The 24308-nt window shown below is 65.5% G+C and carries 28 protein-coding genes and 1 tRNA gene; 14 read left to right on the top strand and 15 right to left on the bottom strand.

Annotated elements, in window-relative coordinates; genetic code table 11:
• Window positions 1-22: 22 nt before the first annotated feature.
• The 4 genes from ACSAGD_RS12100 (at window position 23) to ACSAGD_RS12085 (ending at window position 3771) form a co-directional block, all read left to right on the top strand.
• Complete coding sequence (locus tag ACSAGD_RS12100) at window positions 23-550, top strand: DinB family protein (RefSeq protein WP_437583011.1); 528 nt, start codon at window positions 23-25, stop codon at window positions 548-550.
• Window positions 551-759: 209 nt separating this feature from the next.
• Window positions 760-1854, top strand: a complete 1095-nt coding sequence (gene hisC / locus ACSAGD_RS12095; RefSeq protein WP_437583010.1) for a histidinol-phosphate transaminase — start codon at window positions 760-762, stop codon at window positions 1852-1854.
• Window positions 1851-3239, top strand: a complete 1389-nt coding sequence (locus ACSAGD_RS12090; RefSeq protein WP_437583009.1) for an amino acid permease — start codon at window positions 1851-1853, stop codon at window positions 3237-3239. Before hisC ends, ACSAGD_RS12090 begins: the two co-directional genes overlap by 4 nt.
• A 4-nt stretch (window positions 3240-3243) precedes the next feature.
• Window positions 3244-3771, top strand: a complete 528-nt coding sequence (locus tag ACSAGD_RS12085) for an Lrp/AsnC family transcriptional regulator (RefSeq protein ID WP_437583008.1) — start codon at window positions 3244-3246, stop codon at window positions 3769-3771.
• Between the two features lie 5 nt (window positions 3772-3776).
• Here ACSAGD_RS12085 and ACSAGD_RS12080 read toward each other — a convergent pair whose 3' ends face one another.
• Entirely contained in the window at window positions 3777-4106 is a 330-nt protein-coding gene (locus ACSAGD_RS12080) for a cupin domain-containing protein (RefSeq protein WP_437583007.1), read from the bottom strand.
• A 235-nt stretch (window positions 4107-4341) separates the two neighbouring features.
• On the opposite strand from ACSAGD_RS12080, the gene ACSAGD_RS12075 reads away from it, so the two are divergent.
• From ACSAGD_RS12075 to ACSAGD_RS12050, 6 genes are all read left to right on the top strand, one after another.
• The gene (locus tag ACSAGD_RS12075) at window positions 4342-4965 is read left to right on the top strand and encodes a ScbR family autoregulator-binding transcription factor (RefSeq protein WP_437583006.1); all 624 of its coding nucleotides are present in this window, start codon (window positions 4342-4344) and stop codon (window positions 4963-4965) included.
• Window positions 4966-5091: 126 nt separating this feature from the next.
• A complete protein-coding gene (locus tag ACSAGD_RS12070; protein ID WP_437583005.1) occupies window positions 5092-5517 on the top strand; it encodes a fluoride efflux transporter FluC in 426 nt (141 codons plus the stop codon).
• Complete coding sequence (gene crcB, locus ACSAGD_RS12065; protein ID WP_437583004.1) at window positions 5514-5891, top strand: fluoride efflux transporter CrcB; 378 nt, start codon at window positions 5514-5516, stop codon at window positions 5889-5891. Before ACSAGD_RS12070 ends, crcB begins: the two co-directional genes overlap by 4 nt.
• Before the next feature lie 96 nt (window positions 5892-5987).
• Window positions 5988-6710 carry a hypothetical protein gene (locus ACSAGD_RS12060; protein WP_437583002.1) on the top strand — a complete coding sequence of 241 codons (723 nt, stop codon included), beginning with the start codon at window positions 5988-5990 and terminating at the stop codon, window positions 6708-6710.
• A 43-nt stretch (window positions 6711-6753) separates the two neighbouring features.
• A complete protein-coding gene (locus ACSAGD_RS12055; protein ID WP_437583001.1) occupies window positions 6754-7149 on the top strand; it encodes a VOC family protein in 396 nt (131 codons plus the stop codon).
• A gap of 21 nt (window positions 7150-7170) precedes the next feature.
• Complete coding sequence (locus ACSAGD_RS12050) at window positions 7171-7674, top strand: metallophosphoesterase family protein (RefSeq protein ID WP_437583000.1); 504 nt, start codon at window positions 7171-7173, stop codon at window positions 7672-7674.
• A 44-nt stretch (window positions 7675-7718) separates the two neighbouring features.
• Here the strand turns inward: ACSAGD_RS12050 and ACSAGD_RS12045 are convergent, their stop codons facing one another.
• The gene (locus tag ACSAGD_RS12045; RefSeq protein WP_437582999.1) at window positions 7719-8087 is read right to left on the bottom strand and encodes a winged helix-turn-helix transcriptional regulator; all 369 of its coding nucleotides are present in this window, start codon (window positions 8085-8087) and stop codon (window positions 7719-7721) included.
• A gap of 85 nt (window positions 8088-8172) precedes the next feature.
• On the opposite strand from ACSAGD_RS12045, the gene ACSAGD_RS12040 reads away from it, so the two are divergent.
• On the top strand, window positions 8173-8583 hold the full coding sequence (locus ACSAGD_RS12040) for a RidA family protein (RefSeq protein WP_437582998.1): 411 nt from the start codon (window positions 8173-8175) through the stop codon (window positions 8581-8583).
• 53 nt (window positions 8584-8636) lie between these two features.
• Here the strand turns inward: ACSAGD_RS12040 and ACSAGD_RS12035 are convergent, their stop codons facing one another.
• A complete protein-coding gene (locus tag ACSAGD_RS12035) occupies window positions 8637-8759 on the bottom strand; it encodes a hypothetical protein (protein WP_437582997.1) in 123 nt (40 codons plus the stop codon).
• A gap of 209 nt (window positions 8760-8968) precedes the next feature.
• A complete protein-coding gene (locus tag ACSAGD_RS12030) occupies window positions 8969-9886 on the bottom strand; it encodes a helix-turn-helix transcriptional regulator (RefSeq protein WP_437585165.1) in 918 nt (305 codons plus the stop codon).
• A 175-nt stretch (window positions 9887-10061) separates the two neighbouring features.
• Here ACSAGD_RS12030 and ACSAGD_RS12025 point away from each other — a divergent pair, with 175 nt between their 5' ends.
• Window positions 10062-10529 (top strand): VOC family protein, encoded by a 468-nt coding sequence (locus ACSAGD_RS12025; protein WP_437582996.1) that lies wholly within the window; start codon window positions 10062-10064, stop codon window positions 10527-10529.
• Between the two features lie 79 nt (window positions 10530-10608).
• On the opposite strand, the gene ACSAGD_RS12020 is transcribed toward ACSAGD_RS12025, so the two are convergent.
• Window positions 10609-10682, bottom strand: a tRNA-Gly gene (locus ACSAGD_RS12020).
• A 55-nt stretch (window positions 10683-10737) separates the two neighbouring features.
• Here ACSAGD_RS12020 and dcd point away from each other — a divergent pair.
• On the top strand, window positions 10738-11343 hold the full coding sequence (gene dcd, locus ACSAGD_RS12015) for a dCTP deaminase (protein ID WP_437582995.1): 606 nt from the start codon (window positions 10738-10740) through the stop codon (window positions 11341-11343).
• A gap of 47 nt (window positions 11344-11390) precedes the next feature.
• Here dcd and ACSAGD_RS12010 read toward each other — a convergent pair whose 3' ends face one another.
• From ACSAGD_RS12010 to ACSAGD_RS11985, 6 genes are read right to left on the bottom strand one after another with little or no spacing between them, the layout of a single operon-like run.
• On the bottom strand, window positions 11391-13031 hold the full coding sequence (locus ACSAGD_RS12010) for a serine/threonine-protein kinase (protein ID WP_437582994.1): 1641 nt from the start codon (window positions 13029-13031) through the stop codon (window positions 11391-11393).
• A gap of 46 nt (window positions 13032-13077) precedes the next feature.
• Window positions 13078-14655 (bottom strand): serine/threonine-protein kinase, encoded by a 1578-nt coding sequence (locus tag ACSAGD_RS12005; protein ID WP_437582993.1) that lies wholly within the window; start codon window positions 14653-14655, stop codon window positions 13078-13080.
• Window positions 14656-14686: 31 nt separating this feature from the next.
• On the bottom strand, window positions 14687-16216 hold the full coding sequence (locus ACSAGD_RS12000; RefSeq protein ID WP_437582992.1) for a transporter: 1530 nt from the start codon (window positions 16214-16216) through the stop codon (window positions 14687-14689).
• Between the two features lie 17 nt (window positions 16217-16233).
• Complete coding sequence (locus ACSAGD_RS11995; protein ID WP_437582991.1) at window positions 16234-17022, bottom strand: ABC transporter ATP-binding protein; 789 nt, start codon at window positions 17020-17022, stop codon at window positions 16234-16236.
• Between the two features lie 54 nt (window positions 17023-17076).
• Entirely contained in the window at window positions 17077-17547 is a 471-nt protein-coding gene (locus tag ACSAGD_RS11990; RefSeq protein WP_437582990.1) for an SRPBCC family protein, read from the bottom strand.
• A 7-nt stretch (window positions 17548-17554) separates the two neighbouring features.
• Window positions 17555-19012, bottom strand: a complete 1458-nt coding sequence (locus tag ACSAGD_RS11985) for a phytoene desaturase family protein (protein WP_437582989.1) — start codon at window positions 19010-19012, stop codon at window positions 17555-17557.
• 221 nt (window positions 19013-19233) lie between these two features.
• Between ACSAGD_RS11985 and ACSAGD_RS11980 the strand changes: the two genes are divergently transcribed.
• Window positions 19234-19986 carry a copper homeostasis protein CutC gene (locus tag ACSAGD_RS11980; RefSeq protein WP_437582988.1) on the top strand — a complete coding sequence of 251 codons (753 nt, stop codon included), beginning with the start codon at window positions 19234-19236 and terminating at the stop codon, window positions 19984-19986.
• A gap of 33 nt (window positions 19987-20019) precedes the next feature.
• On the opposite strand, the gene ACSAGD_RS11975 is transcribed toward ACSAGD_RS11980, so the two are convergent.
• The 4 genes from ACSAGD_RS11975 to ACSAGD_RS11960 form a co-directional block, all read right to left on the bottom strand.
• Window positions 20020-21450 (bottom strand): MFS transporter, encoded by a 1431-nt coding sequence (locus ACSAGD_RS11975; RefSeq protein WP_437582987.1) that lies wholly within the window; start codon window positions 21448-21450, stop codon window positions 20020-20022.
• 114 nt (window positions 21451-21564) lie between these two features.
• Window positions 21565-22344: a TM2 domain-containing protein gene (locus ACSAGD_RS11970; protein WP_437582986.1), complete on the bottom strand. Its 780-nt coding sequence runs from the start codon at window positions 22342-22344 to the stop codon at window positions 21565-21567.
• A 63-nt stretch (window positions 22345-22407) separates the two neighbouring features.
• Entirely contained in the window at window positions 22408-23070 is a 663-nt protein-coding gene (locus ACSAGD_RS11965) for a LuxR C-terminal-related transcriptional regulator (RefSeq protein WP_437582985.1), read from the bottom strand.
• On the bottom strand, window positions 23067-24281 hold the full coding sequence (locus ACSAGD_RS11960) for an ATP-binding protein (protein ID WP_437582984.1): 1215 nt from the start codon (window positions 24279-24281) through the stop codon (window positions 23067-23069). Before ACSAGD_RS11960 ends, ACSAGD_RS11965 begins: the two co-directional genes overlap by 4 nt.
• Between the last annotated feature and the right edge of the window lie 27 nt (window positions 24282-24308).

The following is a 24308-nucleotide window of genomic DNA, read 5'->3' as shown; positions in this document are numbered from 1 at the left end:
CGCATCCCCGTAGGCTTGGGGCATGCCCATCACTCCCGACACCAAAGACTGGACCTGGGTGCTCGAGCGCGCCTGCCCCGAGTGCGGATTCGACGCGACAGCCGTGCACATCGGCGACGTCGGCGGATTCGTCCGCAGCAACGCCGGCATCTGGGCTGAGGTTCTCGAGCGCGAGGACGTACGTCAACGCCCGGACGACAGCACGTGGTCTCCGCTCGAATACGCCTGCCACGTGCGCGATGTGCACGGACTCTTCGCCCAGCGGCTCGTGCTCACGATGACGCAGGACGGCCCGACGTTCCCCGACTGGAATCAAGACGAGGCCGCCGTCGAGGGTCGCTACGGCGAGCAGGACCCGCGACAGGTGTCGCGTGACCTGACGGATGCCGCCTTCGCCACGGCCGAGGCATTCGACGCCGTTCCGGACGAGGCGGCCGACCGCATCGGATACCGCGGAGACGGTGCCGAGTTCACGATCGAGAGCCTCGGGCGCTATTACGTTCACGACATCGTTCATCACGCGTGGGACGTCACGCACGCACAGGACTGATGCCACTCGGGGTGCGACAAGGCGGCTGTGCTCGGCCTCGCCGCGGCATCCGCTCAGTGGGCAGTGTGCATAGCGTCAGCCGAGAGGGTCGAGTGATTCTGTGCAGCATGCGCAGCTTTCGCTGACCGTATTGCACAGCGTTTTTCTCGCAAGTAGTGTGGCGCACCGTGATGCCCTCCGGGGCCCGACCGCACTCGAGCAAGGACGCTATGACGATGCCCATCTCCGCCCGCCACGGCCTCGACGCCGTTCCCGCGTATCGACAGGGGCGCTCTGCCCCGGCCGGTGCCTCGAAGCTCTCCTCGAATGAGTCTCCTCACGCGCCGCTGCCGTCGGTGATGCGCGCGGTCGAGGGCGCCATCGGGTCGATGAACCGCTACCCGAACATGGCCGCGACTGAGCTGATCGCCACGCTCGCCGAGCGTCACGATGTCGCTCCCGAGACCGTCACCGTCGGAGCGGGCTCCGTCGAGCTTGCGGCGCAGCTGATCCACGCGGTCGCCGGGTTCGGGGACGAGGTCGTGTTCGCGTGGCGCTCATTCGAGGCATACCCCTCGCTCGTGCGGGTGGCCGGGGCCACACCGGTGCAGATTCCCCTGGACGCCGACTTCGGCCACGACCTCGACGCGATGCTGGCGGCGATCACGCCGCGCACTCGCCTGGTGTTCGTGTGCAACCCCAACAACCCGACGGGCACGGTCGTCGACCCAGCCGCGCTGGAGCGCTTCGTCGATGCGGTGCCGCGCGATGTGCTCGTCGTCATCGATGAGGCGTACGTGCACTTCGACCGGTCACAGAGCCGCGGCATCGGCCTCGAGCTGCGTCGCCGCTTTTCGCACGTCGCGGTGCTTCGGACCTTCTCGAAGGCATACGGGCTCGCCGGGCTGCGCGTCGGCTACGCCATCTCGCCCGTCGAGATCGCGGAGTACCAGCGCAAGGTGGCGGTGCCCTTCGGAGTCACTGATCTCGCCCAGGTCGCCGCGTGCGCCTCGCTCGCCGCGGAAGACGAGCTCGCGGAGAGGATCGATGAGGTGGTGCGGCAGCGTGATCGCATGAGCGTCGCCCTGACGGCATCCGGCTGGTCACCCGTGGCATCGCAGGCGAACTTCGTCTGGGTGCCCGCGGGAGAGCGCACGGATGAGCTGAACGATCTGCTGTTCGACGGAGGCGTCGTCGCGCGGGCCTTCCCCGGTGAGGGCATCCGCATCTCCTCGGGCTCGACGGAGGACGTCGATCGGGTCATCGCCGCGCTCGCCGCCCGACGTGGACGCGATGCCGATCTGCGAGTGGAGGCCCTCGCATGAGCGAAGTGCCTACGATCACGACCACGACCAAGGGGCTGCACCCGGGGCTGAGCCGCCGTCAGATCTCCATGATGGGGCTCGGAAGCGCCATCGGTGCTGGACTCTTCGTCGGTTCGGGGCAGGCGATCAGCATCGCCGGGCCCGCCGTTCTTCTCTCGTACGTCATCGCGGGTGCGATCGTGCTGCTCGTCATGGCGATGCTCGCCGAGATGGTCGCCGCGAACCCCAGCTCGGGCGCGTTCAGCTCGTACGCCCAGAAGGCGATGGGGCGAAGCGTCGGCAGCGCGATCGGGTGGCTGTACTGGATTCAGCTTGTCGTCGTTGTCGCCGCGGAAGCCACGGGTGCCGCCGCGATCATCGCCGGGTGGGTGCCCGTGATTCCGCAGTGGGCGTGGGTGCTGCTGTTCATGGCGACGTTCACCGTGATCAACCTGCTCGGCGTACGCAACTACGGCGCGATGGAGTTCTGGTTCGCGGCGATCAAGGTGTTCGCGATCATCGCCTTCCTCGTGGTCGGGGTGTGCGCCATCGTCGGGCTGATCCCCGGCGTGCCGGCATCTGGTCTCACCAACCTTGTGTCGCTCGGCGGTTTTGCCCCGAACGGCCTCGGCGGCGTCGCCGCCGCCCTGCTGATCGTGATCTTCGCGTTCGGCGGGACAGAGCTCGTCGCGATCGCCGCGGCCGAGTCGGACAACCCCTCGCGGAACATCAAGAAGATCGTGCGCGAGATCGTCGTGCGCATCCTCGTGTTCTACATGGGCTCGGTATTCGTCATCGTCACGGTGCTGCCATGGAACTCGGACGAGGTCAAGGTCGGCCCGTTCGCTGCCGTACTCGCGACGCTGCAGGTGCCGGGCGTCGACCTCGTCATGTCGCTCATCGTCGTGATTGCACTGCTGTCGGCGATGAACGCGAACCTGTACGGCGCGTCGCGCATGATGTATTCCCTGTCGGAGCGGGGCCTCGCACCTCAGAAGATCACCTACACGAGCGGCCAGGGTGTTCCTGTGCCGGCGGTCGTGCTGTCGGTGCTGTTCGGTTTCGTGACGGTCGGTCTCAACTGGGCGTGGCCCGATGTGGTTCTTCCCGCGTTACTGAACGTCGTGGGTTCCACGCTGCTCATGATCTGGACGGCCACCGCGATCGCGCAGATCATCCTGCGCCGGCGGGCAGACCGAGCGGATGCCGCGATGCCGATGCGCATGTGGGGTTTCCCATGGCTGTCATACCTGTGTCTTGCCCTGCTCGCCGTGGTCTTCGTGCTCGCGATGACGGATGCCGCGGTGCGACTGCAGCTGCTGCTGACGCTCGGCCTCACGCTTGCGCTCGGTGTCGCCGCGCGACTCACGAGGGGGCGGTTCGGTCCCGGCGTCGTGAGAGAGTGAACGCATGCGCATCGACCGCCTGGACGCCCGGCTCATCCGCCTGCTGACCGAGAACCCGCAGCTGCCGATCCTCGAGTGTGCCCGGCGGCTCGGGGTGGCGCGCGGAACCGCGACCAGCCGGCTCGCACGCCTCCACGAGGGCGGTGTCATCGATGCGATCGTTCCGGCTCTGTCGCCGAGCGGCTTCGGGTACGACCTCACGGCGTTCTGCCTCGTCGAGATCGACCAGAAGATCGGCCACGCCGATGTCGCGACGGCGCTTGCCGACGCGGTTCCGGAGATCGTCGACATGTACACCGTGACGGGCGCGAGCGACATGCAGCTGCGCGTCGTGGCACGTGATGCGTCGGAGCTTCAGGACGTCATCGACCGGGTCGCCAAGGTCCCGGGCGTTGCCCGCGCGGCATCCTCGATCGCTTTGCGAACCCACCTGTCGGGGCGTGTCCTTCCGCTCGTCGACCACGTGGCCGAGCTGAACGACCCCGAGCAGGGGGAGAGGGATGCCGCGTCAGCCGACGCCGCCGCGGAATAAGTGCCTCAGCTTTTCGCGACGGTCAGGAGGAAGACCGAGTCCTCGTGGGCGACGACGTTGTGCACAGCGTCGGGAACGATGATGAGGTCGCCGTCCCAGCCGGACCACGACGCGTCGCTCGTCGACAGCTCGATGCGGCCGTGGATGACGTGAACGGTCGCGTCACCGGGGCTCTCGTGGTCGCCCATCTGAACGCCTTTGCGGAGGGCGACGAGCGTCTGCCGCAGGGTGTGTTCTCGGCCGCCGAAGACCGTCTTCGCGCTGCGTCCGCTGTCGCTGGTGACAGCGTGCTCGAGCTCGTGGCGGGCAAGGGCCGTGAGAGATGTCTTCTGCACGTCGACCTCCTCGTAGAGAACCGTGACACTTCCAGTGTGCCTCACGGTCTCCGCGGTGGCGAGGCGTGCTGGGAGCCTCAGTCGAGGCTCCCGAAGCACAGGAGCGGCGATGCCGCTCGCACGGATTCCCTCACCGCCTTCATTAGATACCAGCCGGTCGGATTTGGCAAGATGGTGATGTGAGTTCCATGACAATGCGCAGGCGAGTCTCGTGGTGAGGCAGGAGCGGGCCCGTGTGACGCGCGAGCGGATCATCGAGGCTGCCTCGGAGCTGATCACGCGCAACGGCTACGCGAAGACGAGCCTCGATGCGATCGCCGCGCACATGGGGAAGAGCAAGGGGGCGCTGTACTTCCACTTCGACTCGAAGGAGGATCTCGCACGCGCCGTCGTCGACGAGCAGCATGCGCGTGCCATGGCCGCGGCAACCAGGGTGCTCGACGGCGGCGGAGACCCACTGCGGATGATCGCCCAACTCTGTCGAACGTTCTCGGAGATGCTGCTGGACGACCCGGTGACGCAGGCGGGCATTCTCCTCACGACCGACACGATCTCGCTCACCTTTCCCGAGCGTGAACCGTACCAGGACTGGATGGACGTCGTGACCCGACTGCTCGCCGAAGGGCAGGCGTCAGGGCGCCTCGTCGACGACTTCGAGCCCGGCCGCGTCGCCTGGTACATCTGTGCGTCGTTCACCGGCGTGCAACTGGTCTCGGCGACGCTCACGGACCGCGCTGATCAGCACGACCGAGTGGCGGAGATGTGGCGCATCATGGTTCCGTCTCTGGTCGCGCCGGACGACGTCGCCGACGCGCGCGCCGCGGTCGCCGAGGTCACCCGCGGCGCCGGACCCGAGTGAGTGTGTGGGATGCTTAAGGCGGCGCTCCGGCGTCACGGCGGTGGGGCCCGCCGTCACCAACCGCAGCACTACTGCTGCCAACGGTCCCTATCTCGGAGTCACGTCGTACCCGGATAGGAGATGAGCATGCCCAGACCGTCCACGTTCACACTGTCGTCCATTGGGCTGGTACTGATCGGCGGTACGCTCGGCACCGCGGCCCGCCAGGCGCTGACGATGCTGCTGCCGGATGTCGGCCCGGTCGCGGTCGGTGTGGTGTTCGCGAACATCGTCGGGGCGTTCGGCCTCGGGCTGCTGCTCGAGGCGCTTCTGCACTCGCGCGTGAGCGACGACAGGCGGCGACGCCTCCGCCTGCTGCTCGGCACGGGCTTCGCGGGTGGATTCACGACCTACAGCGCGCTCGCCGTCGAGACGCTCCAGGTGCTTGAGGCGCAGGTTGGTCTCGGCATACTCTACGGTCTCGGCATGGTGACCGTCGGCGGGCTCGCCACGGTGGCCGGCATCGCGCTCGGCGCACGTCGCCGCACGATGAGAGGTGTGGATGCCGCATGACAGCGCTCGTGTTCATCCTCACGTGTCTCGCCGGCGGAGTCGGCGCGGCCTGCCGCTACCTGCTCGACAGCGCCATCATGCGACGTGCCCATCTCACGTACCCCGTCGGCACGACGGTGATCAACGTGACTGGTGCCCTTGTGCTCGGCTTTGTGACAGCGCTGGCGTCCGACAGCATCCTCACCCCCGACCTCGCTGTCGTGATCGGCGGCGGGCTGCTCGGCGGGTACACGACGTTCAGCACTGCGAGCGTCGAGACGGTGCGGCTGATTGAAAATCGGCGCTGGCTCGCGGGCATCGCAAACGGTGTCGGGATGCTCGTGCTCGCTGTTGCCGCAGCGGCACTCGGTGTCTGGTTCGGCAGTCTCGTGTGACGATAGAGAAGCGTCCGCGAGCGAAGGATCGCTCGTGGGGCGCGACAGAGAACATGGCCGACTGAGGGGAAGACGACTGTGCGATTTCGGGGTGCGGTGGCGGTTGCGGCCGTGGCGATGCTGGCTCTTTCGGGATGCACCGCAGGAGACGAAACGCCTCAAGGTGGCACTAGAGAGCAGAAGGATGCCGCGGCACCGAGCTACTTCGATGTCGTGACCACGAGCGATGGCTCGATGCTCATGGGCAACCACGGCCTGCAGGCATTTCTTGCGGCGAACGTCGGCGAGACGATCGATCTGAACGTGCTCGTGTACCGCGGACACGAGTCCGCGCAGACGGGTATCGTCAACCCCGGCACGGGGTACGGTGCGGCCAAGGGGACGACGGCGCTGACTCTGCCCGATGACGAACTCGGTGACACCCCGTACTTCACGATCGTCGCGGACTCCGTGGTCTTGCCGGTCGAGCCCGAGTCGCAGTCTGGCGACGCGTTCGTTCCCCTGCGCGGCACCGTCTCCGTCAGTGAGACGAGCGGCGACCTCGGCGCTGCGCTTGAGCTGACGCTCGAGAAGAAGCCCGAGACACCGAAGACGACCGACGAGAAGCTCTGCAACGCCGACGACACCGAGCAGAAGCTCACCGAGTCGGCGCAGTCTCTCGCAAGCGACATCACCGGGTATGACCCGACGCGGGCGCAGTGGCATGAGTCGCCGCGGCTGTGGTGGGCGGTGAAGTCCAGCGCGAAGACGCTCATTGACTCGAACGGAGAGGCCATGGGCGATGCCATGTCTGTGGCGTGCGAGGAGTACTGGGGCTGACAGGCCTCGACATCGGTCCTGTGATGTGACAGATTCTCGGAGTATGGCACTGCGAATCTCACATACGTCCATCGACTCTCACGATGCCTATGCGCAGTCGCTGTGGTGGGGTGAGGTCCTCGGCTATGCGGAGGATCCGAACGACCCGAACGCTGCCGATCACGATGAATGCATGATCATCTCGCCGGACGGATCGTCGCGTGTGCTCTTCATCACTGTGCCCGAGGAGAAGAGCGTGAAGAACCGCATCCACTTCGACCTGCGGCCGACCGACGTGAGTCGGGAGGAGGAGGTCGAGCGGGTTGTCAGCCTGGGGGCGACGCGCATCGCGGATTTCGTGCGTCCCGACGGCACGGGGTGGGTCGTGCTCGCAGACCCCGAGGGCAACGAGTTCTGCATTCTGACGGGGCAGCCGCAGCTCGACGCCCTCGGCCTCTGACCGATCTTCGAGAATGGACGTATGGCCGCATCACTGGTTCTCGTCTCTGACACTCATCTTCCCAAGCGCGCCAAGCAGATACCGGCGCCTGTATGGGAGGCGGTGGAAGCGGCGGATGTTGTCTTTCACGCGGGTGACTGGGTGGACGAGGCGACGCTCGACGCCTTCGAAGCACGATCGAAGAGACTCATCGCTGTGTATGGAAACAACGATGGACCGGAACTGCGGGCGCGGATACCGGAGATTGCCAGGGCAGAGATTGACGGCATCCGTTTTGCCATGATTCACGAGACAGGGGCGAAGCAGGGACGCGAGAAGCGTATGGATGCACAGTTCGACGATTGCGACGTTGTCGTTTTCGGCCACAGTCACATCCCCTGGGACTCGGTGACGCCGAAGGGAATGCGGCTACTCAACCCTGGATCGCCCACTGACCGGCGGCGTCAGCCTGTCTGCACATTCATGACCGCTGTCGCGGACGCGGGATCACTTCGGAACGTCGAGCTCATCCCCGTCGAGCGCTGAATATCGACGGCGACCGATTGCCGTCGCTGCGTAGGCATGTCAGCTCAGCGCGGGTCGTTCTCAGCATCGAAGTGATCTCTCGACGCGGCAACCTCATCCATATGAGCAGAGGTCCAATCGAACAGCGCGTCGATCAAATCCTGAAGTGTGTGGCCGAGCGGTGAGATCTCGTATCTGATCGCGAGGGGACGTGTGTTCACCACGTCTCGACGGATCATGCCGTTGCGTTCCAGCCGGCGCAGAGACGCGGTGAGAGATTTCTGCGAGACCGCAGGGATCTCGCGGCGCAGCTCGTTGAAACGTCTCGGACTCTCGCAGAGCTTATCGAGCACCAGCAGAGACCATTTGTCGAGAATCTGGTCGAGAAGCTCCCGGTGCTCGTCTGCGATCTGGCTGTGGACGGTATCGGTCATGACACCTAGTCTCGTTGAAGTTCCCTTTTTGCACTAGGTATACATGAGCTACCTACTCATTGTCATACTGCGAAGGTGAATACTCATGACCGTTGAACTCGTCACCCCGGCGGGGATGTTTCAGCCCGTTCCTTACCACCACGTCTCTGTCGCGACAGGCAGTCGCATGGTGAGCGTCGCTGGTCAGATCGCTCGGGACGAGCACGCCAACAAGCTCGCGCCGAATGATCTGGCTGGCCAGCTCGCCCATGCTCTCCGGAACACCGCGCGGGGATTGGAGGGGGTCGGCGCGAGCTTCAGAGACGTCGTGAGACTCCGCTTCTACGTTGTTCGGTGGAAGCCTGAGCTCTATCCCGAGTTCATCGCCGGCTTGGAGAGCGTCGTCGACGAGCTCGGCATTCCACAGCCGTTGCCGCCACTGTCGGCCATCGGAGTGAGCTACCTCTTCGAGCCGGACGTGCTCGTCGAGGTGGAGGCCGACGCGGTCATCGATTGACCCGCTGAGGAGATCTCTCCTAAAGCGCTCGAATCACGCGCTTTGTGTTGCTGTCAGAACGGGTTCTCGTTGTCTGAGGACCTGTTCTGGCTGCGTGCATCTGCCGCGAGACGCTCGATGTGACGCGCGATCCGGGCTGCCCGCACCGCCGCATTGGGGGAAGTGACGATCTGCATCAGGATTGGGTACCTCGACGTGCTGTTCAACGACGAAAACTTCTTTGCGGCATCCGCTGCAGAGTGCTTCATCGAGAGCTTCTGCGTATGTCAAAGAAGTCGGAACGGTCGTTCCGTTCTTCGCAATCGTCAGCCACACACCGTCGTTGCTCTCTTCGTTTTGGTCGAGCCACTGTCGCCAGGCGTGCGCGTCTGCAACGGTAAGAAACTCAGGGCTGTGAGGCTGAGGCATTGTGATCGATTTCCGGAGGAGGCTGAGGGGCAGCTGCCACGATACGTGCGGCAAAGCGTGGGACGGCGTCGATGAACGGGGCGGGGCCGACGACGGTGAAAGGGACATCAAAGCGAAGGGCCCAGGCGAGCAGACCCGCCCACGACCACGATCCCACGCGCACGCGTGTGCAGTCGTCGGACACGTATTCCATTTCCCCGTCATCGATCCAGGGTTCGATTTCCGCCATGGGGAGCGGGAGGAGGAACTCGCCGAAGCACGGCCATGCGTCCGCACCATCTGACCCCTTCATGCGAGCGGCCAAGAATGAACGTGCATTAACAGTCGGGAGCTGTCGCGGTGCAAAAGGTGTGCCGCCTGGCGCTTTCGGGCTCATTTTGTCCAGCCGGTAGATGGCCCATGCGGCGCTATGTGTGTTCCACGCAATCAGGTACCAGGGACCTTTTCGTTTCACGATCGCGTGTGGTTCGACGTGCCTCGGCGGTCCTGCGCTCTCTGCGCCATAGTCGAAGCGAAGTGTGCATCGGTCGCGAACTGCGGCGCTGACGGTCTCGAGAACCGTGACATCTGTGACGTGGCCCGCGTGGGTGTCGGCGAACTGAACGCGATCCATTCTGTGACGCAGGTGGGACGGCAGTACCTGTCGCACGGTGAGGAGCGCACGCGAGGCCGCATCCTCGAGGTCGATTCCGGTGGAGGACGCACTTTGCAGCGCCCCCGCGATCGCGAGAGCCTGTTCGTCGTCGAAGAGCAATGGCGGCAGCTCCGATCCGGCAGTCAGACGATAGCCGCCGTCCGGTCCTTTCACGGCAACGATCGCATATCCGAGCTCACGCAGGCGATTGATGTCGCGACGCACCGTTCGTTCCGTCACCCCGAGACGTTCGGCCAGCATCTTTCCGGATCGCTCGCGCCCAGACTGCAAAAGAGACAGCAGCGTAAGTAAACGCGAGGATGCTTCGGACATGTTTCAAGTATCTCGAAGGTAGAGGACGCGTCGTGTCCTGTACCCAGAGCATCCTCGTGTCTACGGCGAATCGCCGCATCACTGCTGACTCGAAGGATGAAACATGAGCATCATGACCACCACCCACATCAACTTCCACGGCACTGCCCGCCCCGCGCTGGAGTTTTACCAGAGCATCTTCGGCGGCAACCTCACTGTGGCCACCTATGAAGACTTCGGGATGCCTCACGGCGCTCCTGACGCTGACAAGCTGGTTTTCGGGCTCCTCGAGTCCGAAAATGAGTTTCGGCTGATGGCCTACGACGTACCGGGTCAGGATGCCGCAGGCGCTAGCGCACTGGCAGGTGCAACCCGTCGAGAAAACGGAGTCACCGTCACAGACCGGAGCTTCTTCCAGTCTCTTCGGGGTTCGACGCTCGATGAGATTTCACGGCTATGGGACGGCCTCGCCGACGCCGCCGAGATCATCGATCCACTCGCGGCGTCAGAGTGGAGCCCCGGGTTCGGAATGCTGATGGACCGCTTCGGAGTGACGTGGGTCGTCGACGTCCAGGCGAGGCGAGACCGTTAGTCCCTCCGCCAGATCTGTCGGCCTGACAGAACGTGTGGTGTCTTGCGACATTGAGAGAAGCACGCAGCAAGGCACCACATGGAGGGGATGACGGGAATCGAACCCGCGCTGTCAGCTTGGGAAGCTGAAGTTCTACCATTGAACTACATCCCCACTGTGCCGAGGCACGCTGCAATACTAGCAACTCTCGGGCGGCTACACTGACAACGTGCTTCTCTCAGACCGCGACATCAAAGCAGAGTTGGCGGCATCACGCATCGGACTCGAACCGTACGATGTCGACATGGTGCAGCCTTCCAGCGTGGACGTGCGCCTGGATCGCTTCTTCCGACTCTTCGACAACCACAAGTACCCCTACATCGATCCGTCGCAGGATCAGCCGGAGCTCACCCGTCTCATCGAGGTGGAACCCGACGAACCGTTCGTGCTGCACCCCGGCGAGTTTGTGCTCGGGTCGACGTTCGAGCAGGTCAGCCTGCCCGACGACGTAGCGGCACGGCTCGAGGGGAAGAGCTCGCTCGGGCGCCTCGGCCTGCTGACGCACTCGACGGCGGGCTTCATCGACCCCGGCTTCTCTGGGCACGTGACTCTGGAGCTGAGCAACGTCGCTACGTTGCCGATCAAGCTCTGGCCGGGCATGAAGATCGGACAGCTCTGCTTCTTCCGCCTCACGTCGCCGACGGAGCGTCCGTACGGCTCTGCGGAATACAGCTCGCGCTACCAGGGGCAGCGTGGGCCGACGGCATCCCGGTCGTTCTTCAACTTCCATCGCACAGATGTGAGCACCACCGACGCAGGAAAGCTCGGAGGCTAGTTCTTTCTGAGCCAGTTGGCATCAGGCGTTTGGCTGGGGCGATGTGATCAGGACACCGCGTCGATGCGAACGACGACGACCTGGGTTCCGAACTCCGCGCGTTCAAAAGGCCCGACGAAGAGAAAGAGCCCTGGAGGACCGACAGAGGCAACGACACTCCCCACGGGAAGACCGAGAATCTCCGTTCCGACTCCCGACCCAAGCTCCGGCATCGTAGCTGTGGTCGTCTCCGTGGGGAAGGTGAGGGTTTGGTCGTCATCGTAGAGCCATTCGGATACGACGTAACTGAATGTGACAGTGCTGTCAGGGCCGACGACGTCTGCACTGCTGCCTTTTGACACCACCTTGCCGTCGAAATCGTCCGGCGGGGGCTGCGCGCCAGGGAACTCGAGTGTCACGTCGTCCCCGTCAACGGTCACGCCGAGCACATCGATGAATGGCGGGAGCGCCGGGTCAGTGCTGTCTGAGCCCGGTGGCTCTGAGGAATCTGCGGCGGGAGATGCGGGGGCGGCCGTCTCTTGGGCCACCGGCTGCTCTGCCGCATTGAGGGCGAGAGGGATGCCGATGGCGGCGACGAGCGCCACCGCGGCGACGACTCCGGCGGTGATCAGTGCTGCCGTGCGTCGAGACAGTCGGGAGCGCGGCTGTGCGGCATCCGTCGGATTGCTCGTCGGAGCAGCGCTCGAGTTTTGTGAGGCGGTCTGCGCAGGGACGGCAGACGGATCGGGGGCGGGAAGATCGGTTCGTCGACGGGTCGCCGTGCTCGCCGCGGCATCCTCGTCTCTCGTCGTCTCAATCGGGGTGACTGCGAGACCGAGCTCCTGCTGAATCTGCTGCAGCCTCGTAGCGAAAGCGAGAGCGCTCTGAAAGCGTTCGGCTGAGTCATGTGCGAGGCCGATCATCAGTGCGTCTCGGAGTGGTTTCGGCGCTGCATCTGGGCTGAGGGGAGTGACCGAACCCGCCTGGATGCGAGCCATCAGCTGTGCTCCGCGGTTGCCGCCCTCGGGGCGTTCGAATGGACTTCGGCCGGCCAGGAGCGTGAACAGAGTGGCGGCAAGCGAGAAGATATCGCTGCGCTCATCGACGCGGGGACTATCATCGAAAGCTTCCGGAGCGGACCAGGGAATGCTCATTCCCAGCGATTCGGGCGTCATCTCGACCGGCGTGCTCGTCGCATATGCCTTCTCGCGCATGCGCGTCGCCTCGGGGAACTCATCGAGGATCGCGGAGATGCCGAAATCGGTGAGGAGGGCAGCTCCGTAGTCATTGACGAGGATGTTCGCGGGCTTCACGTCGCGATGCACGATGCCGGCACGATGCGCGGTTTCAAGAGCGGCGGCCATACGGATGCCGATGTCGAGCACGACCTCTGAGGAGAGCGGCTCGTGGCGGAATCGCGCACCGAGACTGCCTCCCGGACAGTACTCCATGACCAGATACGGCTGCCCGTCGGCATCCACGCCTGCAGCATAGACGGTGCCGATCGACGGGTGCGTGGAGACGCGGGCCATGAGGTTGGCCTCGGCCGTGAACTGTCGCCGCAGCTGATCGCTCAGCGATTCGCTGCTGAGCACCTTGATGGCGACGAGACGGTCGGGCAGCGACTGCTGATACAGGTACACCGTCGAGAACCCGCCGCGGCCGAGGAGCTTGATGTACCTGAAACCGTCGATCTCCGGAGCATCCATGCACACGATCCTATGCCCGCTGACGCCTCTGGGGGCGGTGCGACGATCAGGTCAGTGCGATGATTCGAATGACCACGATCTGCGTGCGCATGGTGGCATCGCCCATCGGCGAGTTCTCAGCGAAGAAGCCAGCAGGCGCCGCAGCGAGCACTGAGGTGCCGACGGGCATCCCCACCATGTCGATTCCGATGAACTCTTCGAGCTCATCGCCCGAGACCGTGACCGTGTCGCTGTAGTTGACGTTGTCGGGCGGGTTCATGTGGACTTCCCACCCGTAGTCCCAGAATGTGTCGGCGTACCCGAAGGTCACGTCGCTGTTCGCGCTGATCTTCGTGTTGCTCTTGCCCTTGGCGAGGACTTTCGATTCGAGCTTGTGAGGTGGTGCCAGGTCGTCGGGAATGAAGATGTCCCAGCCACGGTCGGTCTTCGTCAGGTCGAGCTCGTCGATAACAAGAGGCTCCGTCGCGGTCGGAGTCGGGGTCGGGGCAATGTTGCTGGCGATGACTTGCGTCGCCCAGGGGATGCCCAAACCGAGCGCAAGCGCGACCACAACCGCACCTGCTGCAATCGATGTGATCAGCCAGACCCGGCGCTTCTTAGTGGGAGGCTGCTGCTGAAGGGACAGCTGGTTTGGGGTGACCGTCGGGACGAGCGACTGGGGAAGAGGAGTGGAAAACGTTCCGATGGTAGTCGCGGTCGTTGCGGCATCCGGTGTTCTCGGAACCTCGATTCGGGTCGTGGGCAGACCCAGCTCGTGCTCGACGGCATTCAGACGCTCGGCGAATGCGAGAGCAGTGGGGTATCTGTGCGACGGGTCATGGTTGAGCCCGATCATGAGCGCCTCGACCACTGAGGGCGGCACACCGGTGCGCTGCATCGGCGTGATCTGACCGGACTGCACGCGTGCGATCAGATGTGCGGCGCGGTTGGTGCCATCGGGAATCTCGCAGGGGCTCCGCCCCTCGAGGAGCGAGAAGAGCGTCGCCGCGAGCGAATAGACGTCGCTGCGCACATCGACGAGGGTCTCCTCGTCGAACGACTCGGGAGCGGCCCAGGGGATGCTCATACCGAGGTCGCTCGCGTTGCTGTCGATCGTCGATTGGGTGCCGTATGCCTGTTCGCGCATACGAGTCGCCTCGGGGAAGCCGTCGGCGATCGCGGAGATGCCGAAGTCGGTCAGGACAGCGGAACCGTAGTCGTTGATGAGAACGTTCGCTGGCTTCACGTCGCGGTGCACGACACCGGACCGGTGCGCCGTCTCGAGCGCGGAGGCCAGGCGGACGCCGATATGCAGCACGTCCGCGACGTCGAGTGGAGCGTGGCGGAACTGCGCCCCGAGGCTGCCTCCGGCGCAGTACTCCATGACCAGGTACGGCTGGCCATCGGCATCCACACCTGCCGCGTAGATCGTGCCGATCGCCGGATGCGTGGAGACCCGCGCCATGAGGTTCGCCTCGGCTGTGAACTGGCGGCGCAGAGCATCGCTCAGTGCTTCAGTGCGCAGAACCTTGATGGCGACGAACCGGTTCGGGAGCTGCTGATGGTAGAGGTAGACGTCGGAAAAACCGCCCCGACCGAGCAGCTTCACATAGCTGTAGCCTTCGATCTGCGGTGCCGCACCCATACCTGAGATCATAAAGGAGTGTCGGAAGCGATCAGGCGCGCATCTTCGCGAACAGCTCCGGTGCGCGTCGTTCGTACACGCGTCCCCCGGCGATGATTCCCACCGCGAGGGCAGCGATTCCGAGAACGATTCCGACGGCGAGTCCGAGCCAGCCCGCCCACTCAGCTCCATTCACGATGTAGATGATGCCGAGCGCGATCGCCGGTACCGAGACCGCAGTGGCCGTGCCGAGCGTGATCACCATGGACACCATCGATGGCAGTCCGGAGCCGGGCGACGACTTGAACGGGTTGTCGCCGGGACCAGGAACGGGAAAGACGAAGAGCGCGCTCACGACGCTCGCCGCCCCGAAGCCGGCCAGCGCGAGGCAGAGGGCGATGCCGAGCGTCGACGGAAGCGCACCGACGTCTCCGGTGATGGCGGTGACCACGCCGGCGATGACCAGCAGAAGCGGAACCGAGAAGAACGTGACCGCGAGAGCACGTCCTGCCCGATCGGACACGCCGCGCACACCCGTCGTGATGTGCAGCGCGAAAGCCGTGTGGTCCATCGCGATGTCGGCGTACAGAGTCATCGGCAGGAAGGCCGCCGCGAAGATGATCGCGAAGCTGCCCATCGATCCGCCGCTGCCGAGCGCGGTGTTGACGAGCATCAGGACGACGATGAGCGGTACCACGAGGAGCTGTCGCGCGTATCGTGGGTCGCGGATCCAGTAGGTGAGCGAACGTGCCATCACCGCACCGAGCGGTGAATCGGGAGTCCAGCGGAAGAACCCGAGCCCCGTGCGGGAGGCACGTGCTCCTTCAGACCGGATGGGGTTCGACAGGGTGGCATTCAGTCCGCTCCACCAGAGCGCCATGAGTACGCCGAGCGTGGCGAGTGCGATGAGGAACCGCGCCGCTGCCGGCATCCATGCACCCGCTGCGACGTCACCGGGAACGGCCCAGATCGCGCCGAGCGGAGTCCACGAGAGGATGCGGCCGATGCTCGGAAGCGCATCAGCTGCGGCCATCGCTCCGCTCGTCGCCCACAGGATGATCGGTCCGGTCATCATGAGCGGAATGAAGATGAGGACGCCCATGAGTTCGCGGTAGCGCCGGCCGGAGCTGAACCCGGATGAGAAGGTCGTGAGGGCGCGGGATGCAGCGACGCAGGTCAGCACTCCGACGACGGAGCACAGCACAGAGACAATGAGGGCGAGAGGATGCCGCCACCAGACGATCGCGGACAGCAGAACCGCGATTGAGGTGGCGATGCCGGGGATGCCGAGGACGCCGCTGATCGTCAATGCGGAGAACAACGTTCGTCGCGGCACCGGAAACGTGGAGAGCTTGGCCGGGTCAAGCGTCTGCTCGACCCCCGCGATCAGAAGCGGTCCGATCGCCCAGCCCGCGATCAGCGCAGAGCCGGCGATCACGATGACTGCGCGCGCCAGCTCCAGCGGGGCGACGCTGAGCCCGATGAAGCCGACCAGGGCGATGGCCAGCACGCCGAGCCCGTAGACGGCTCCGAACGCCGCCCCCACCATTTGCCAGACGCTTCGCTGGAGGGAGTTCCACATGGAGCGGAACCGTAGGGCTACGAGGACTGCAACCATGACGGCCCCTCTGCGTGGCGGCGTCCGCCGACGAGCTCCACGAAGCGGTCCTCCAGCGTCGAGCCGCCGCGAACCTCGTCCACAGTGCCGGCCGCGACGATTCGCCCTTGCGAGACGATCGCGACGTGGTCGCACATCCGCTGAACGAGATCCATCGAGTGGCTCGACACGATTACCGTGCCTCCACCGCGAACGTAGCCGGCGAGAATGTCGCGAATGTTCGCCGCCGACACAGGGTCGACGGACTCGAACGGTTCGTCGAGCACGAGCAGCCGGGGCGCGTGAACGAGAGCGCAGGCGAGCGCGACCTTCTTCGTCATACCCGCCGAGTAATCGACCACGAGGGTTCCGCCGGCGCCCGTCAGGTCGAGCATCTCCAGAAGGTCGCGCGTGCGCTCGATGGCGCTGTTGCGGTCGAGCCCGCACAGCATCCCCGAATACGTCACGAGCTGTTCCCCCGTGAGCCTGTCGAAGAGAGCGACGCCGTCGGAGAGCACACCCACCAGCCGCTTCGCCTCGGTCAGGTTGCTCCACACGTCGACGCCGAGGATGCTGATCGCTCCGGCATCCGGTCGCAGCAACCCCGTCGCCATCGACAGCGTTGTGGTCTTGCCCGCACCGTTCGGACCGACCAGCCCATAGAAGGACCCAGTCGGCACGTCGAGGTCGATACCGCCGACCGCGACCTTGGCGCCGAAGCTCTTGCTCAGACCTCTGATCGATAGAGCAGGTGTGGATGCCACTGCGCCAGGCGCTGCTGAAGACTCCATGGAACCCCTTTCACGTTGCCTGCCCACTTTAGGCACCCGTGCGGGATTCGCGCGTCATCCGCGAGACGGATTTACGAGCGGTCGCGGGGCTCCAGCCTTCCCTTCGGCGAGGTATGCGAGACGCCGCAGCGACTCGGTGTTGCGGAGCGTGTTCGCGCCGTTGCGGATTACCGACGGCATCCACCGTGCTGGCCCTTCAGCGGCGACCTCGTCCATGCGCACGATGCAGTGCTCGCCCACGGGCTTCGCCTCGATCGTGACCTGGGCTTCCCCGAGCTGCCAGCCCCGTGCGCGGATCACCGCTCGGTGTGGAGCATCCCATTCGACGATCGATGTGGAGTCGTTGATGATGAGCGGCCACGTGCCGAACGAGTGGTAGATCTTTGCGCCCTCTTCCGGCCACGCGGCGTCGACGTCGCGGATCCGCGAGGCTCCGACGACCCATCCGACGTAGAGCCACCCGTCGGCGAGCACGTCGAAGACATCCTCAGGGGCGGCGTGGACGAAGCGCTGAGTGACGGCCATGGTTCCCTCACTTCCTGGAGCTGTCGGGCGTGAGGTCCGGCAGCGTGGTGATTCCGAACTCGTTGCGCAGCGCCGAGAGCGCTGCACGCCAGCCGCCGATGCCGTGGACTCCGGGACCGGGAGGCGTGGATGCCGAGCAGATGTAAAGCCCGGTCACGGGAGTGCGCCACGGATCGGGAGACGGAACCGGCCGGGCGATGAGCTGACGCAGATTGACATCTCCCGCGGCGATATCGCCCCCGATGTAGTTCGGGTTGTAGTCGCCAAGGTCGGCCGCGGTCATCGAGTTGCTCTCGAGGATCACGTCGCGGAAACCGGGCGCGAAGCGCTCGATCTGACGGATGACGGTTTCCGTCTGGTCCACATCAGAGCCGCGGGGAACGTGCGCGTAGGCCCACAGCACATGCTTGCCGGCCGGTGCGCGCGTTGCGTCGAGCACGCTCGGCTGTGAGACGAGCACGTACGGGTGCTCAGCATGGATGCCGCGAGCGACGCGGTTCTCCGCGTGCGCGATCTCGCCCCGTGTTCCTCCCAGGTGCAGCGTCGGGGCGGCGCTCAGTCGCGGATTCGCCCACGGCACAGGGTCGGACAGGGCGAAGTCCACCTTGGCGGCCGCCTGACCGGGGCGGAAGCGGCTGAGTGCCTTCGCGTATGCGGGCGGCAGGCGGTTGCCCGCGAGCATCCTCACCTGTGCCGCGTTCGTGTCGAGAATGGTGGCGCGAGCCGGGGGCACGTCATCGAGGGTTTCGACCTCGTACCCGGTCACGATCTCCGCTCCATGCGCCATCGCATCGGTCGCCATCGCGTCGGCGATCACCTGGCTGCCGCCGATCGGAATCGGCCAGCCTCCCGCGTGCGCATAGAGAGCGAGCACGAGTCCGGCAGCGGTCGGTGCGATGTTCGGCAGCGGCCTGATCGAGTGTGCGAGAGCACCCGTCAGCAGCGCGGGCGCAGCCTCGGTGCGCCAGCGCAGGTTCCAGAGCGGACTGCCCTGCTCCAGGATGCGCAGCCCGAACTTAGTGAGGGTGATGGGATGCTTCGGAACACGCAGCATCGAGTGGGAGATGATGTCGGAGACTTCGTCCACGCTGTCTTTCAACGGAGCAAAGAGCTCATGCCACGCGTTTCCATCGAGCCCGAGGCCGTCTGCGGTGCGCTCGAGATCACGCCAGGCCAGTGCAGCCTGACCGCCGTCGAGCGGGTGCGCATATGACAGGTCGGGGGTCGCGAACTGGATGCGTTCGGGGAGCCGGAACCGGTGGAAGAACTCCGAAGCGTAGGCCATCGGGTGCACGGCTGAGCACACGTCGTGGTGGAAGCCAGGCAGCGTCAGCTCGCTGGTGCGCGCACCGCCTCCGATGGTGTCGTTCCGCTCGTAGACCCGCACCGACAGACCCGCTCGCGCGAGAGTGACCGCGGCGGCAAGTCCGTTCGGTCCCGTTCCCACGATGACCGCGTCGAGCATTCAGCACCTCCCACTCAGGTGTTCGCCACACGTACGCCCATCACGCTACAGCGCGACCACCTGAGCGAACAGGGGCTTGCGCTGTTCGTGGACAGTCGTCGTGAGACAGCGTCTGTGGACGACCGTGACCGGCGGCGGGGAATCCCGGTAGCCTGTCTGCGGACGTGAGGGCCGCTGCCCATCGCGTCTCCTCGCGCGAAGAGACCACGAAAGGTGCCCCGATGTCACACTGCCAGCTTGAGATTGCCGTTCAGGATCTGACGGGTGTCACCACGGCGATCGAGGGCGGGGCTGACCGCATCGAGCTCTGTCAGGCGCTCGAGGTCGGCGGGCTCACGCCGTCGGCAGGTCTCATTGCGAGAGCGGTCGAGGTGGCAGAGCGCCGGGATGGCTTCGTGAATGTGCTGGTGCGGCCTCGGGCGGGAGGCTTCGTCCATACGGCAGCCGAAGTCGACGTCATGGTGCGTGACATTCAGCTGGCCGCGGATGCCGGTGCGCACGGCGTCGTCATCGGAGCACTCACCGCAGACAACGACATCGATCGTGACGCGCTCGAACGGCTCACAGCAGCTGCGGACGGCCTCACTGTCACCTTCCACCGAGCGATCGACGTTCTCGACGACCCTGCCTCAGCGGTGTCCGCGCTCGCCGAACTGGGGGTGCACCGGGTGCTCACGTCGGGAGGGGCCGTCCGCAGCGGTGACGGTGTCGACGTTCTCGAGAGGATGGTTCGCGCATCCGGCGGCACCGTGGAGATCATGGCGGGCGGCGGAGTGAGCGTCGAGGTCATCCCCGCGCTGGTCGGCATCGGCGTCGACGCGGTGCACCTCTCCGCGAAGGCGCCTGGCGCGACTCGTGGTCTCGCTGGCCCGGGTGGGGGAGTGGATGCCGTCGTCGAGACGTCCCCGGAGATCGTCGCCGCTGCGCGTGCCGCAGTGGACTCAGCATCCATCGCCACTTCCGCCGTCGTCTGACAGCGCGGCACCACACTTCGCTGACGCGGAACCTCAGGCGATCGTGGACTGCTTGGCCTTCACCGGGAGCATCAGCAGCAGCCCGGCAAGCAGCACGAGCACGATACCGAGGATGCCGAAGCGAGTGTCGCCCGTCAGCCCGACGAACATCGTGAACAGGCCCGGCGCGAGGAAGCTGACTGCGCGACCGCTCGTCGCGTAGAGCCCGAAGATCTCACCCTCACGACCCGGAGGAGTGATGCGCGAGAGGAAGCTGCGGCTCGCTGACTGCACCGGGCCGACGAACAGGCAGAGGAACAGCCCGCAGATCCAGAAACCGATCTGAGCATCCCCGACGAAGAGCACGGCAGCGCCGAAGGCGACGAGTCCGATCAGCGACCCCATGATGATCTTCTTGGGGCCGATGCGGTCGTCGAGCCAGCCGCCGACGAACGTCCCGATCCCGGCGACGAGATTCGCAGCCACCGCGAAGTAGAGCACTTCAGAGCTCGAGAAGCCGAAGACCTGCGCGGCGATGATCGCGCCGAACGTGAAGACCCCGGCGAGACCGTCACGAAACACGGCGCTCGCCAGGAGGAACACGAGCACCTGAGGGCTGTTCTTCGCGAGGCGGCCGATCGTGCGGAAGAGCGACGCGTAGGTGGCGAAGAACGACGCACGGTTGCGACGCGTGATGCGCGGAATCTCGGGAACCTTCACCATGAGAGGAATGGCGAAGACCGCGAACCAGATCGCCGAGAACAGGATCGCGAGCCGGATGTTGAATCCGTCGTCGGTCGTCACACCGAGCACACCGGCCTGGCCCTCGACGCCGAAGCTCTGGATGAACAGCAGAAGCAACAGAGCGAGCAGCACGATTCCGCCTACGTACCCGAGGCCCCAGCCCATGCCGGAGACCTTGCCGACGTTGCCGCGGTTCGAGACCTGAACGAGCATGGCGTTGTAGTTGACGCTCGCGAATTCGAAGAACACGTTGCCCGCGGAGATCAGCACGATGCCGAGCACCAAGAAGGCCGGAGCCCCCTCGACGAAGAACATCGCGGCCATGGCGAGCACGACGAGAAGCGTGTTGACGCCGAGCCAGAACTTCCGTTTGCCCGAACCGTCTGAGCGCTGACCCATCACCGGGGCGAGAAGAGCGACCAGGATGCCGGCAATGAGCAGCCCCGTGCTGAGATGCGTGGCGTTCTCCGCCAGAGCGAGCTTGAGTGCGGGGTCGCTTGAGTCACCTGCGGCGGCATCCACGATGGCCGGATCGACGAAGAAGCTGCTCGCCAGATACGTGCTGAAGACGAAGGTCGTGACGACCGCGTTGAACGATGCGGAACCCCAGTCCCACAGCGCCCACGAGATCACACGGGAGCGAGGGATCTCCGCGTTGTCCGTCAGTCCCACAATCGGACCGGTCGTGCGGTTCTCACCCGTTGCCGGCGTGCGTCCCGACCGCTTCGCCTCTTTGCTCATGCTCTCAGCGTATCCGGCGGCCGTGCCGCTCGGGGGCGACGCGCGTCGCGGGGCATGCAGAACGCCCCGCACTCCCGAAGAAAGGGAGCACGGGGCGTCAGCGTCGTGCGTCAGCTATTCGCGGAGCGGGCGCCCTTCGGCATCCGTCTGGAACGACTCGGAGCGAGCGAGAACCATGATGCCCTCGATGATGCCCCAAAGCGCGCCGAAACCGAAGGTCACGAAGGTGACGATGATCTGCGCGATTCCGATGCCGATGTAGCCGAGGTAGAAGCGGTGCACACCCCAGCCGCCGAGGAAGATGCCGAGAAGTCCTGCCACGAGGCGGCTCTTCGCGTTCGGATCGTAAGCCTGACCGTAGCCGGGAGCCGGTGCGTAGCCGGGAGGTGGCGGCTGCTGACCATACGGCTGACCATAACCGGGAGGCGGTGGCTGCTGACCGTAGGGCTGCTGCGGCGGCTGGGGCGGCTGCTGCGCGTAGGCGGAGGTCGGCTGCTGTGCGTAGGCGCCTGACTGCTCCGGGAACCCGGGAGTCGGCTGACCGTACCCCGGCGCTGCCGGCGGCTGCTGCGGGTGCTCAGGGCCAGGCTGGGGTGGCGTCTGCGGTGCCTGCTGAGGCCCACCGGGCATCGGAGGACCCTGGGGCGGCTCGGGAGCCCCGGGAGGCGGCCCGACGGGCGCGCCCTGCGGTGCCTGCTGAGGTGCCGACTGCGGCTGCTCCTGCTGAGGCTGGTTCTGCGGCGCGGGCTGGGGCGCAGCCTCGGGAGCTGCCTGCGGTTGCGCCTGAGGCTGCGCCTGCTGCTGCGGCTGTGCCTGAGGGGCGTCGGCGGATGTCGATTCCTTGCCGTTCTCCGGCTCCTCCGGAGGAACCGGAGGCACGTTGTTATCGGTCATAATGTCAAACCCTATCCATAATGCGTATCGAGAACGAGGGGGAGTTGTACCCGTTGGCGGGCACTACAGCAGCTTTCTCTCCAGGGCCCATGCGGTGAGCTCATGGCGAGAAGACAGCTGAAGTTTGCGTAGAACACTCGAGACGTGTGTCTCGACGGTCTTGACGGAAATGTATAGGTCGGTGGCGACCTCCTTGTATGCATATCCACGGGCGATGAGGCGCATGACCTCCTGCTCGCGCTTCGAGAGTCTGTCGAGCTCGTGGTCGGCCTGGGCGGTCTCGCCGCTGATCGCGCCGAACGCGTCGAGCACGAAGCCGGCGAGCCGGGGCGAGAACACGGCGTCTCCCTCGGCAACTCGGCGCGCGGCCGACGAGACCTCGGCTCCGGATGAGCTCTTGGTGATGTAGCCGCGAGCTCCGGCGCGGATGACCCGCACGACGTCGTCTGCGGCATCCGACACACTCAACGCGAGAAAGAGCGTTTCCGGTGAGAGAGGTGCTGCGCGCACAACGACCTCGGCACCGCCGCCCCCGGAGCCTCCGGGCAGGTGAACGTCGAGAAGGACGACGCGGGGCTTCAGCTCTGCGACGCGCGTGACTGCTTCGTCGACCGTCGCCGCTTCGCCGACGACGTCGATGCCTGTGTCCAGATCAGCGCGAAGCCCGGACCGGAAGATCGAATGGTCATCGACGATCAGGGTGGTCAGGGGAGCAGTGTCGCTCATTGTGCGTCCTCCTTAGCCGGCGTTCTCTCGATCCGCAGCAGCACTTCGGTTCCGGTCCCGCCCGGGCCGCGTCTGATCTTCGCGGTTCCGCCGATGCGTCGCATCCTGCCGATGATCGACTCCTTGACGCCGAATCGTGCGTCGGGGATCGCCTCGACGTCGAAACCGGGGCCGCGGTCGGCGATGCTGATCTCAATCGCGGTCGGCGATGACTCGGCGTACACCGTCACCGTACCGCCTGCATGCTGAGCCGCGTTCAGCATTGCCTCGCGCGCGGCCGCGAGCAGAGGCTCGGGGGCTTCGGGAACGGCCGCGCCCGCCGTGATGACGTCGATGCGTGCGGAGAAGTCGTTTTCAAGTGCGGATGCCGCGCGGCGCAGCTCCGCCGACAGGTCGAGTGGGCCGCCGGTGTTCTCTGCGAACAGCCATTCGCGCAGCTCACGCTCCTGCGCGCGGGCGAGCCGGGACGCCTCCGAGCCGGGCTCCGCCTTCTGCTGGATGAGCGCGAGGGTCTGCAGAACCGAGTCATGCAGATGCGCGGCGACTTCCGCGCGTTCGACGTCGCGCGCGCGGGCAGCTCGTTCGTCGGCGAGATCGCGGACGAGACGCAGCACCCACGGGGCCACGACGACACCGACTCCGAGGAGCACAGCGGCCGCGGCGACGAAGACCGTCCACACGTTGGGTTCGTCGCCGGTGACGAAGAACAGAAGGATGCCGAGCACGACGAGCACAAGCGCTCCCATCGCCCGAACGATGAGCACCGACCGACCGGCGATCCGGCCGCGCCGCATCTCGTCGAACTGACGCCACGCCAGGCCAGCGCCGGCGAGCACGACGACCGCGGGGATGATGAACGCGAGCGGAACGTCGGCGCCCATCCGCGAGGCGATCATGGCGACCCCGGCTACGAGCAGAGCGATGCCGAGCAGGATCTCTGTGACCGGCGCGCGCGACGTCGCGGCATCCATCGTGCTCTCAGTGGTTGTGCTCGGACGCGTCAGCACCGACTTGATCGGAGCATCGTCAGACGAAACCGGGGTCGTCGCCCACAGCCACGCATAGAGAAGAGGCCCTGAGCCGCCCGCGATCACCAGCAGACACGCAGCGGTACGCACAGCGGTGACGGAGAGCCCGGTGTGGGCGGCGACTCCTGCGCACACTCCGCCGAGCACGCGTGTGCGCGGCCGGACGATGACGGAGGTGCTCATGACTCAATCCAAGCATCCTGGTGACGG

It is taken from the genome of Paramicrobacterium salitolerans (genome assembly GCF_051513965.1).
GTDB lineage: Bacteria > Actinomycetota > Actinomycetes > Actinomycetales > Microbacteriaceae > Paramicrobacterium.
This window is presented reverse-complemented; position numbering and strand designations above follow the sequence as displayed.